Here is a 10,531-nt window from a genome sequence, read left to right on the forward strand (position 1 = left end):
GTGAACCATCCCCCCGGCGGACAGCGTCGTCCGCCGAATTCTTAGGAGCCCTCCCGTGGCCATCTCGGTCTTCGATCTGTTCTCGATCGGCATCGGCCCGTCCAGCTCGCACACGGTCGGCCCGATGCGGGCGGCCCGCATGTTCGTCCGGCGGCTGCGCAACGAGGACCTGCTGGACTCGGTCGCCTCGGTCCGGGCGGAGCTCTACGGTTCCCTGGGCGCCACCGGCCACGGCCACGGCACGCCCAAGGCGGTGCTGCTGGGCCTGGAGGGCGACTCGCCGCGCACGGTGGACGTGGAGTCGGCCGACGAGCGGGTGGAGAAGATCAGGGAGGGGGGCCGGATCCGGCTGCTCGGCGAGCACGAGATCGCGTTCTCCTTCGACGACGACCTGGTGCTGCACCGCCGCAGGACGCTCCCCTACCACGCCAACGGCATGACCCTGTGGGCGTACGACGCCTCCGGCGCGGAGCTGCTGACCAAGACGTACTACTCGGTCGGCGGTGGTTTCGTCGTCGACGAGGACGCGGTGGGCGCGGACCGCATCGTGCTGGACGACACGGTCCTGAAGTACCCCTTCCGCACCGGCGACGAGCTGCTGCGCCTCACCCGGGAGACCGGGCTGTCCATCTCCGCGCTGATGCTGGAGAACGAGCGCGCCTGGCGGAGCGAGGAGGAGATCCGCGAGGGCCTGCTGGAGATCTGGCGCGTGATGCGGGCCTGCGTGGAGCGCGGCATGTCCCGCGAGGGCATCCTGCCGGGCGGGCTGAAGGTGCGGCGCCGTGCCGCGAACACCGCGCGCAAGCTGCGCTCCGAGGGCGACCCGCAGGCGCTCGCCATGGAATGGATCACCCTGTACGCCATGGCCGTGAACGAGGAGAACGCGGCCGGCGGCCGGGTCGTCACGGCGCCCACCAACGGCGCGGCGGGCATCATCCCGGCCGTCCTGCACTACTACATGAACTTCGTCCCCGGCGCCGACGAGGAGGGCGTGGTCCGCTTCCTGCTGGCGGCCGGCGCCATCGGCATGCTCTTCAAGGAGAACGCCTCCATCTCCGGCGCCGAGGTCGGCTGCCAGGGCGAGGTCGGCTCCGCCTGCTCGATGGCGGCGGGCGCCCTCGCGGAGGTGCTGGGCGGCTCCCCCGAGCAGGTGGAGAACGCGGCCGAGATCGGCATGGAGCACAACCTCGGCCTGACCTGCGACCCCGTCGGCGGTCTGGTGCAGATCCCGTGCATCGAGCGCAACGGCATGGCCGCGGTCAAGGCGGTCACGGCGGCCCGGATGGCGATGCGCGGCGACGGCTCGCACAAGGTGTCCCTGGACAAGGTCATCAAGACGATGAAGGAGACCGGCGCGGACATGTCGGTCAAGTACAAGGAGACGGCCCGGGGCGGGCTGGCGGTGAACATCATCGAGTGCTGACGACGTCGCCGGCCGTCCTGGCCGGACGGAGGCGGCCGGCCCCGGCGAGGGCCGGCCGCCTCCGTCCGGCGGCCGCCGCGCGATCGGCGCGCACGCCCGGGCTCGCGTCCTACGTCCTGGGCGTGAATTCGGGCAGGGTGAGGGCCGAGTGGGCCGGTCGTCCCCCGGCGGAGGGGAGGGCGGTGAGCCCGCGCAGCCTGTCGTTCCGTTCCTCCAGGGCCCGGGGGGTGGTCGGGAAGAGGGTGGCGCCGCCCTTGCCGACCAGCTCCTGGTTGAGGGTCACGAACGGGCGGGTGTCGTGTTCGTAGGCGGCGAAGCCCGTGGCGTGGTCCCGGTGGGCCAGGGAACCGGCGAGCATGTAGGCGCCGACGAGGGCGAGGCTGGTGCCCTGTCCGGTGAGGAACGAGGGCGCGTACGCGGCGTCGCCCACCAGCGCGGCCCGGCCGCTGGACCAGCGGGGCATACGGATCTGGCCGACCGCGTCGAAGAACAGGTCGTCCGCGTCGCGCAGGGCGGCCAGCATGCCCGGCACCTCCCATCCCGCGTCGGCGAAGACCGAGGCGAGCAGGTCCCGTTGGGCCTCCGGGTCGCGGAACGCGTCCCGCGGTGGTTCCCGGCGGGCGAAGTCCAGGAAGGCGTGCACGTCGCCGTCGTCCCCCACGGCGTAGAGCGCCGCGGCCCTGCCCGGGGCGTTCCACATCACGGTCTCGTGGGAGAGGCCGAGGGTGTTGGGCATGGTGAACACGGCGAAGCAGTGGCCGAGGTAGTGGTGGAACCGCTCCTCGGGGCCGAACAGCGCCTCCCGGGTGGAGGAGTGCAGACCGTCCGCGCCGAACACCATGTCGAACGTGCGCCCGCCGCCCCCGCGGAAGGTGACGTCGACCCCGTGGCCGGACTGCTCGAGGGCGGCGACGGAGTCGTCGAACAGGAACTCCACGTCGTCGCGGACCGCCGCGTACAGGGCGTCGGCCAGATCACCGCGCCGCACCTCCAGGTCCCGCCCGGTGACACCGCCGGTGACGTGGTGCGGGTGGAGCGAGGCCACTTCGCCGCCGTCGCCCTCGAGGAAGGTCAGCCGGCGCAGGTCGATGTGCGCGTCCCGCAGCCGCGGCAGGATCCCCATCCTGCGGACGACGTCCAGTGCGGTGCCGCGCACGTCGACGGGGTAACCGCCGCCGCGGGGCGTGGGCGCCCTCTCGACCACCGTGACCGCGTATCCGTGGCGGTTCAGCCAGAACGCCAGGGCGGGACCGGCGATGCCGGCCCCCGATATCAGGACCTCGCGCCTCGGCACGGTACGGGCGCCCCTCGGTCGATCGGTGCGGTTCATCCGTTGACTCCTTTGCGCAGGGTGCGGGTGACGAGCAGGGCCGACGCCGTGACGGCCCCGGCCAGGACGAAGCCGGTGACGTAGGCCGATTCGGCCGCGACGTCCGACCCGGGAGGGGTTCCGGCGGTGAGGAGCGCACCACCGAGCTGCCCGCCCACGGCGTAGCCGAGCACGCGCGTCACCAGGATCAGGCCGGTGGCGATGCCGGTGTCGCCCCGGTCGACGGAGGTGGCGGTGCTGGTCATCATCGCCGTGACGCACAGGCCGTTGGCCAGCGCGATCAGCGCCTTGCCGACGACGAGGTGCCAGACCTCGGTGTGTACGGCCGCCAGGGTGAGCAGGGAGGCGGCCATGAGGACGACTCCGGCGGTGACCACGGCACGCGAGCCGAAACGCCGGTCCCCGATCCCGCCGAGCGGCCCGGCCAGTGACGCGGCCACGGCGCCGGGCAGCAGGTAGAAGCCGATCTCGGTGGCGCCGGCCCCGAATCCGTACCCGTCGCCGGTCTCGTCGAACAGCTGCGGAACGAGGTAGACCGCCATCGAGGTACCGGCGCAGATCACGAACGTCAGCACGCACGGCTTCCACATCGCGGGCCGTGCCAGCATGCGCAGGTCGATCATCGGCGCGGCCGCGCGCCGTTCGACGGCCACCCAGCCGGTGACGAAGGCGGCCAGGATCACGACTAGGGCGCAGAGCACGAGCGGCTGCGAGGCGAGGCCGGGCGCCAGTGCGAGGGTGAGCATGAGCGTGACCAGCGTCCCGCTCAGCAGGAGCAGGCCGGGCCAGTCGGTCCCGGCGTCGCCCGGCCGGCCCGGTGGGTCGTCCGGCATCAGCCGGTTCACCAGCAGGGTGGCCCCGGCGACCGCGATCGTCGGCAGCGCGAACATCCAGTGCCGGGAGAGCTGTTCCGCCACGGGTCCGGCCGACAGCATGCCCACCATCCCGCCCCCGACGAACAGTCCGCCGACCGTCCCGATGGCCACCTTGGACTCTCCCGCGGGGAGGTGCGCGCGCACCACGACGAACGACAGGGGCAGCGCGCCCACCATCGCCCCCTGCAGTACCTGGCCGAGCAGCAGCACGGGCAGGTTCGGCGCCAGGGCGGACACCAGGCCCCCGGCGCAGACCACCGCCATCAGCCGGACCAGGACCCGTTTCCCGCCGTAGCGGTCGCCGAACCTGCCTGCCAGCGGTGTGACGAGCGCGCCGGTGACGAGGAGCACGATGCTCAGCAACGCCCCTTCGGCCGGACTCATGTCCAGCTCGCGTTGCAGGAGCGGGAGCGTCGGCGTCACCACCGACTCCAGGGCACCGGTGGAGAGTGCCAGGAGACCGAGAGCCCCGACGGCGGCCTTCCCGCGGGCCACCACCGAAGGAGCCTGGGTTGCGGTCATGAACGTCCCTTTCTTCGTTGCCGGGTGGGTGGGGGGAGCCGGTGCGGTGCCGGCTCCCGCTTCCTGCGGACGCGCTACGGCCTGCGGCGCAGCGCCGCTCGCGCCGGCAGGGTGACCGCGAGCAGTGCCAGGCCGACGCCGGCGGCCGCGAAGGAGCCGTAGAGCAGCGGGGGCACGTGGGGGGACTCGCCCGTCAGACCGCGCACCATCGGGGTCAGCGTGATCATGGCGATGGCCGTGCCCAGGGCCACGCCCGCCACCGACACCAGCAGGCTCTCCCAGCCGAGCATGCGCAGCACCTGGCGGCGGGTGGAGCCGACGAGGCGGAGCACGGTCAGTTCGCGGCGGCGTTCCAGGACCGTCATCACCAGGGTGTTGACGGCGGCGACGGCGGCGAAGCCGCCCAGGACGGCGGCCATCGTGTAGTTGGCCCAGGCGCCGAGTTCGCGGTCCGCGTTCCGCGCGACGGTGTGGTCCGAGACGTCGGTGACCTCGCCGAGCACGGCGAGCGGCCCGGCGTCGCCGCCGCGTACCAGCAGCGTGCTGTCGAACTCCGACGTGACGTGCCCGGCCAGAAACGCGCGGTCCATGGTCACCGCGGGCAGGCCCAGGCCTCGGCCGTAGACCGCGACGACTTCCGGGCGGGCCCTCGTGCCGTCGGGGAGGTACAGCGGCAGCTCGTCGCCGACCTCGACCTTCGCCGCGGTGGCGAGGGTCGTGTCGACGGCGATGCGGTCCGCGCCCACGCGGTCCAGGCTGCCGCTGCGCACGTCCAGGTCCTGCACCTCGGCGAGCCGGGCGCCGGAGCCCGAGACGCCCTGGGCCGCCGCCTCCTGCAACGACGTCTCGCCGCCGCCCTCGACGGGCACCAGCACCTGTGTGTCGAGCAGGCCCACGGCCGCCTCGACGCCGGGGGCGCGGGCGGCCCGGTCGACGGCACCGGTGGGCAGACCCGCCGGGTGGGTGACGACGTGGTCGGCCGTGAGGCCGTCGCGCAGCTGTGCCGCGGCGACGTGGCTTTCGCTCGTGTGCAGGAAGACGAGCGTCGAGGCGAAGGCCATGGCGAGGACGATCGGGGTGATCGCGGAGGCCGTCCTGCGGGCGTTGGCCCGGGAGTTGGCGGCGGCCAGCGACGCCGGGGCGCCGCCGCCGCGCAGCAGCAGGCCGAAGAGGGCCGCGCACAGCCGGGCCAACAGCGGGCCGAGCAGCGCGACGGCGAGCATGAGGAGCATGACGACGCCGAGGGAGGCGTTGGCCGCGTCGGCACCGGCGGCGGAGGAGGCGACACCGGCGAGCACCGAGCCGCCGACAACGGCGCCCAGCCCGAGGACGATACGGACGACGCCCGGCCGCAGCCGCTCCACCGAGGCCTCGGCGAGCGCCTGACCCGGCTTGATCCTCGCCGGCCTGCGCCCGGCCGCCCAGCCGGCGACGAGCGCAGTGAGCAGCCCGAGCCCGACGGCGGCGAGCAACGGGATGCCCGAGACGTGCAGTTCGACCGCCTGCGGGACGGCCCCGCGGTCCTTCAACTGCGCGAACCACCAGCTCGCCAGCCCGATCCCCGGCAAGGAGCCGAGCAGCCCGGCGGGGGGCGCGACCAGCAGCGCCTCGGCGGCGACCGCGCGGCGGATCTGCCGCGGGGTGGCGCCGACGGCGCGCAACAGGGCGAACTCGCGGCTGCGCTGGCCGACGGAGAGGGCGACCGTGCCGGCCGTGGTGAGGACGGCGACCAGGGTGGCGATCCCGCCGAAGGAACCGCCGAGCGCGAAGAGCGTCTCCCGGGCGTACGCCAGGCCGTGGTCCTCGACCTCGCCGCGGTCGTCGCCGGTGAGCACCCGCGCGCCGGAGCCGGCGAGGGACCTCTCGACGGCGGCGGCGAGGGCGCTGGTGTCGACGCCGTCCTCGGCCAGGACGGCGATGGCGTCGGCCCTGCCGGGATGCCCGGCCAGCACGGGTGCCTCGGCGTCGGCGAACCAGGCCGTGGCCGTGCCACCGGCCGTCGCGCCCGCCGCCGCGGTGTCCCCCGCCCCGGCCACGGCCAGCCCGGACACCCGGAAGTCCGCGCGTCCTGCGGCCGTCTCGAGCGCGACGGTGTCGCCGACGCCGGCCCTCGCGGTACGGGCCGCGGCGGCGTCGAGCACGACCTCGCCCGCGTCCGGCGCGGCGCCCGCGGACAGCGCGGTGCCGGTGAAGACGTGCGCGCCCCAGCCGTGGCCGGTGAGCGCGCCGTCACCCCGCCGGACCGGGAAGGTGAGGTCCGGCACCGCGGCCGCGGCACCCGGCGCCCGGGCGGCCTTCGCCGCGAGGCCCGCGTCCACGCGGGCGGTGTCCGGCAGCGGGTACGCGGTCTCCTCGGGGCCGTCGACGGTGTCGGCGACGAGTCGCGCGGACTGGTCGGCCGCCGCGACGACCGGCGCCTTCGCGTACCGCTCCGGCGGCACCGAGGCGCGGACCCCGGTCTCCAGCAGGACGCCGCAGGCCGTGACGATCAGCGCGGACATCATCAGTGCGACGAACGTGCCGACGAACGAGGCGGGTTTGAAGCGTACGGCCGCGCGGGCGAGGCCGTTCGGGGCGAAGCTCCTCATGCCGCCATCCCCGCCGTCGCGCCCGTGCGGCCGGTGAGCACCGCCATCCGCTCCGCGATCCGCTCCGCCGAACCGCGCTCCAGGCCGTCGGCGAAGGCGCCGTCGGCGAGGAACAGCACGCGGTCGGCCCAGGCGGCCGCGGCCGGGTCGTGGGTGACCATGACGACGGTGGCGCCGAGGGTGTCCACCGCGTGCCGGAGCAGGCCCAGGATCTCGACGGCGGTTCCGGTGTCGAGGGCGCCGGTGGGTTCGTCCGCGAACACCACGTCGGGACCGGTGACCAGGGCGCGGGCGATGGCCACGCGCTGCTGCTGGCCGCCGGAGAGCTCGCCGGGCCGGCGCCGCGCCTTGTCGGCGAGGCCGACCTGCGCGAGGACCCGGGCCGCACGGCCGCGGTCCCGGCGCTGCCCGGCGAGGCGCAGCGGCAGCAGGACGTTCTGCTCCACGGTCAGCGACGGCAGCAGGTTGAACGCCTGGAAGACGAAGCCGAGACGGCTGCGGCGGAGCTCGGTGAGCTCGTTCTCGCTCATGCCGGTGATCTCCGTACCGCCGAGCCGCACGGATCCCGCCGACGGCCGGTCGAGCCCGGCGGCGCACTGCAGGAAGGTGGACTTGCCGGACCCGGACGGGCCCATGACCGCGGTGAACGTGCCGCGCGGGAGGGCGAGGTCGACGCCCGCGAGGGCGTGCACGGCTCCCGCGCCGCGGCCGTACCGTCTCCGGACACCGCGCAGTTCGACGGCGGGACCGGGTGGGGCGGCCGGCGCCTCCGGCCTGTCGTCCGTCTTCTGCCGCTTGCCGCTGCGTAGCCTCATGGTCCGTCCTCTCGCATCGTTCTCGTGCCGATGGGAGGAGGGTGCGGGGACGGCTGCGCGCCGGGCGTCGTACCCGGGAGCCAATACGGAGGTGCTACCGCGGTAGGGGGTGGAGGAGGGACGGGCCCCTCCGGGACCCGCGGACGGCGGCCCCGGCCCGCGCGGGCACGGTGGGGGCGGGGGCTCCTCCCGTCCCCGCGCTGTGCCGGGGGCCGGGTGCCGGCCGGTGGGAGGGGGCCGTCCTACTCGCCGGGGGCCACCAGGCCCGACTCGTAGGCGAAGACCACCGCCTGGGCGCGGTCGCGCAGGTCGAGTTTGGTGAGGACGCGGCTCACGTGGGTCTTCACCGTCTGCTCGGCCAGCACCAGTGTCGACGCGATCTCCGTGTTGGACCGGCCGCGGGCCACCAGGGTGAGGACCTCGGTCTCGCGTTCCGTCAGGGCCTTGAGCCGCAGCGCCGGCTTGCCCCGGGCGACGGGACGCTGCCGGGCGAAGTCCGCGATGAGGCGGCGCGTCACGGAGGGGGCGAGCAGCGCGTCGCCCGAGGCCACGACGCGTACCGCCGAGATGAGGTCGGCCGGCGGCGCGTCCTTCAGCAGGAAGCCGCTCGCACCGGCCCGCAGCGCCTCGTAGACGTAGTCGTCGACGTCGAACGTGGTGAGCATCAGCACGCGCGGCCGGTGCGTCACGTCCTTCGGGGGCGCGAGGATGCGGCGGGCGGCTTCGAGGCCGTCCATCTCGGGCATGCGGACGTCCATCAGCACGACGTCGGGACGGGTGCGCCGGCTCAGCTCGACGCCCTGCGCGCCGTCGGGGGCCTCGCCCACCACGTCGATGTCGCTCTGGGCGGCCAGCAGCGCGGCGAAGCCGGCCCGCACCATGGCCTGGTCGTCGACGATGATGACGCGCGTCGTCACGTGGGGTTCCTTTCGGTGAAGGGGAGTCGGGCGGCCACCCGGAAGCCGCCGTCGGGCAGCGGCCCCGCGTCGAGGGTGCCGCCGGCGAGCCGCACCCGCTCGCGCATGCCGACGAGGCCGTGCCCGGTGCCGCCCTCCTCGAGCGGTGCGGCGGGCGGCCCGGGCGGCGGCCCGTTGACGACGAGGACGGTGAGCCGTGCGCCGTCCCCGTCGTCGGCGGACTGCGACAGCGACACCCGTGTCGGAGCGCCCGGCGCGTGCCGCACGACGTTCGCGAGGGCCTCCTGGACGATGCGGTACGCGGAGAGGCCCACCGCCTCGGGCACGTCGGCGTCGCAGGGGGTGAACCCCACCGGCACGCCCGCCCTCGCCGTCGCCTCCACCAGCTGCCCGATCCGGGTCAGGCCCGGCTGGGGCGCGAGCTCGCCGCGCGCCTCCTCGTTGCGCAGCACGCCGAGGAGGCGTCGCATCTCGCCGAGCGACTCGCGGGCGGCCGCCGCGATGGACGTGAACTCCTCCCGCACGTCCGGCGGCAGCCCGTGCAGGCGGTACTCCGCGGTGTCCGCCTGCACCGTGATGACGGACATGTGGTGCGCCACCACGTCGTGCAGCTCGCGTGCGATGCGGGCGCGTTCCTCCAGCAGCGTCCGCCGGCCGCGCTCGGCCTCGCTGATCGTCTCCTGCTCGGCCAGCCTGCGCTGGGCCTCGTACCGTTCGCGGAGCGCGGCGGCGAGCAGGAGCGCGACGCCGCTGAGGATGGTGAGCAGCACCTCCATGGCGCCGGCGCCGTGGGGCGCGACGAACGCCAGGCCGGTGTTGGCGCCCGCGGTCACCAGCCACACCAGCAGCAGCGTCCGGCGCCGCTCGCGCAGGCCGAGGGCGAGGCAGAGGCCGAGGTACCCGACGATCCCCATGGGCGGGAACGGCCACAGCAGCCGCTCCTCGAAGTCGACGGTGAGCAGGGCGAGCGCCCCGGCCACGTCCGCGGCGAAGACCACGCACCAGGCCCGCAGCGGGTGGACGACGGCGAGCAGCAGGGGCGCCGCCTGCGCGACGGCCAGCACGCTCGCGACGCCGCCGTTCAGACCGTAGTCGGCGGTGAGCACCCGGATGGTGGTGGGCAGCAGGGCGACGCCCAGCACGAACGCCACGCCCCACGGCAGCAGCCGCACCCACCGGCGCGAAGCCCCCGCGAGCAGCGCGCGCGGGGGCTTGTCCTCCACCGATGTCATGGGCCCCAGCTTAGGCACGGCGGGACGGCGTCCGGAGACGTGCGTCGGAGACGTGCGCCCGGGCCCGGCTGCGGTGACGGTCAGGGTCCTCCCGGAGCGGCGCATCCGTCCGTCTCCCTCCGTCTCGTGACCGGTGACGGGGAGAAGGGTGGGACGGCGGTGGGGGGCGGGGCGTCACACCGGGGAGCCACGTCGGAGTGATACCCCGGTAGGGGGTGGGCCCGGCGCCGTCCGGTCAATCGGCGCCGTCCGGCCGTGTTCCGCCCGCGTGCGTCCCTGCGATCTGGCCGGGCTCCAGCACGGTGCCCGCGGGGCCGGCCGGGTTGACGTACAGCGCGTGGCCGGACGGAAGGCGGCCCAGGAGGTCCGGGACGGTGACGCGTTCCGAGGCGAAGCCGCCCACCGCGTTCAGATGGGGCGAGGCGGTGAAGACCGGGACGACGAGCCTGCCGTCCTGCACCGCGGCGGTCACCGGGGAGCCGTCCGGCAGGGTGAGCACCGCCACCTCGGCGGTGGCCAGGGCGCGCAGGGCGTCCTCGACCGGTCCGTAGCCGGTGACCGCGAGCTGGAGGGCCGCGTCGACGTCGTCGGTGGGCTCGGGCCAGCCGAGCGCTTCCGGGGAGGGGCGGTACGCCTCGTTGTCCTCCCACTCCTCGATCTCACCGGTCGTTCCCGTGCGCCAGCGGCCGACCACGACCCGGTCGGGCGGCACGCCCTCGCCGTCCCAGCCGGGGTCGATCATGCTGATCCAGTGCTCCGGCGCGAGCCGTGCGGCCTCGACGATGTCGTCGGGGGGTGTGGGCGCCGCCGCCCCGATCCGCTCACTCAT

Annotated in this window: 8 protein-coding genes; 1 reads left to right on the plus strand and 7 read right to left on the minus strand. The window is 74.9% G+C overall.

Annotation, left to right across the window (positions count from 1 at the left end):
- Positions 1–55 precede the first annotated feature (55 nt).
- Positions 56–1,423 carry an L-serine ammonia-lyase gene (locus ABTY20_RS14790; RefSeq protein ID WP_351997388.1) on the plus strand — a complete coding sequence of 456 codons (1,368 nt, stop codon included), beginning with the start codon at positions 56–58 and terminating at the stop codon, positions 1,421–1,423.
- 109 nt (positions 1,424–1,532) lie between these two features.
- Here ABTY20_RS14790 and ABTY20_RS14795 read toward each other — a convergent pair whose 3' ends face one another.
- The 7 genes from ABTY20_RS14795 to ABTY20_RS14825 all read right to left on the minus strand — a co-directional run bounded on the left by ABTY20_RS14795 (position 1,533) and on the right by ABTY20_RS14825 (position 10,531).
- Positions 1,533–2,753: an FAD-dependent monooxygenase gene (locus ABTY20_RS14795; RefSeq protein ID WP_351997389.1), complete on the minus strand. Its 1,221-nt coding sequence runs from the start codon at positions 2,751–2,753 to the stop codon at positions 1,533–1,535.
- Positions 2,750–4,150: an MFS transporter gene (locus ABTY20_RS14800; RefSeq protein WP_351997390.1), complete on the minus strand. Its 1,401-nt coding sequence runs from the start codon at positions 4,148–4,150 to the stop codon at positions 2,750–2,752. Before ABTY20_RS14800 ends, ABTY20_RS14795 begins: the two co-directional genes overlap by 4 nt.
- 74 nt (positions 4,151–4,224) lie before the next feature.
- The gene (locus ABTY20_RS14805) at positions 4,225–6,738 is read right to left on the minus strand and encodes an ABC transporter permease (protein ID WP_351997391.1); all 2,514 of its coding nucleotides are present in this window, start codon (positions 6,736–6,738) and stop codon (positions 4,225–4,227) included.
- On the minus strand, positions 6,735–7,553 hold the full coding sequence (locus tag ABTY20_RS14810) for an ABC transporter ATP-binding protein (RefSeq protein ID WP_351997392.1): 819 nt from the start codon (positions 7,551–7,553) through the stop codon (positions 6,735–6,737). Before ABTY20_RS14810 ends, ABTY20_RS14805 begins: the two co-directional genes overlap by 4 nt.
- Positions 7,554–7,795: 242 nt before the next feature.
- Positions 7,796–8,470 (minus strand): response regulator, encoded by a 675-nt coding sequence (locus tag ABTY20_RS14815; protein ID WP_351997393.1) that lies wholly within the window; start codon positions 8,468–8,470, stop codon positions 7,796–7,798.
- Complete coding sequence (locus tag ABTY20_RS14820; RefSeq protein WP_351997394.1) at positions 8,467–9,702, minus strand: sensor histidine kinase; 1,236 nt, start codon at positions 9,700–9,702, stop codon at positions 8,467–8,469. Before ABTY20_RS14820 ends, ABTY20_RS14815 begins: the two co-directional genes overlap by 4 nt.
- A gap of 235 nt (positions 9,703–9,937) precedes the next feature.
- Positions 9,938–10,531, minus strand: a complete 594-nt coding sequence (locus ABTY20_RS14825) for a type VII secretion system-associated protein (protein ID WP_351997395.1) — start codon at positions 10,529–10,531, stop codon at positions 9,938–9,940.

The sequence above is a fragment of the Streptomyces sp. NPDC126497 genome (genome assembly GCF_040302425.1).
In the GTDB taxonomy this organism is placed as follows: Bacteria; Actinomycetota; Actinomycetes; order Streptomycetales; family Streptomycetaceae; genus Streptomyces.

What these genes read in the sequence shown, in the direction of transcription:
- ABTY20_RS14795 (WP_351997389.1), bottom strand. Translation starts at nt 2,753, where the DNA reads ATGAACCGCACCGATCGACCGAGGGGCGCCCGTACCGTGCCGAGGCGC.
- ABTY20_RS14800 (WP_351997390.1), bottom strand. Translation starts at nt 4,150, where the DNA reads ATGACCGCAACCCAGGCTCCTTCGGTGGTGGCCCGCGGGAAGGCCGCC.
- ABTY20_RS14805 (WP_351997391.1), bottom strand. Translation starts at nt 6,738, where the DNA reads ATGAGGAGCTTCGCCCCGAACGGCCTCGCCCGCGCGGCCGTACGCTTC.
- ABTY20_RS14810 (WP_351997392.1), bottom strand. Translation starts at nt 7,553, where the DNA reads ATGAGGCTACGCAGCGGCAAGCGGCAGAAGACGGACGACAGGCCGGAG.
- ABTY20_RS14820 (WP_351997394.1), bottom strand. Translation starts at nt 9,702, where the DNA reads ATGACATCGGTGGAGGACAAGCCCCCGCGCGCGCTGCTCGCGGGGGCT.
- ABTY20_RS14825 (WP_351997395.1), bottom strand. Translation starts at nt 10,531, where the DNA reads ATGAGTGAGCGGATCGGGGCGGCGGCGCCCACACCCCCCGACGACATC.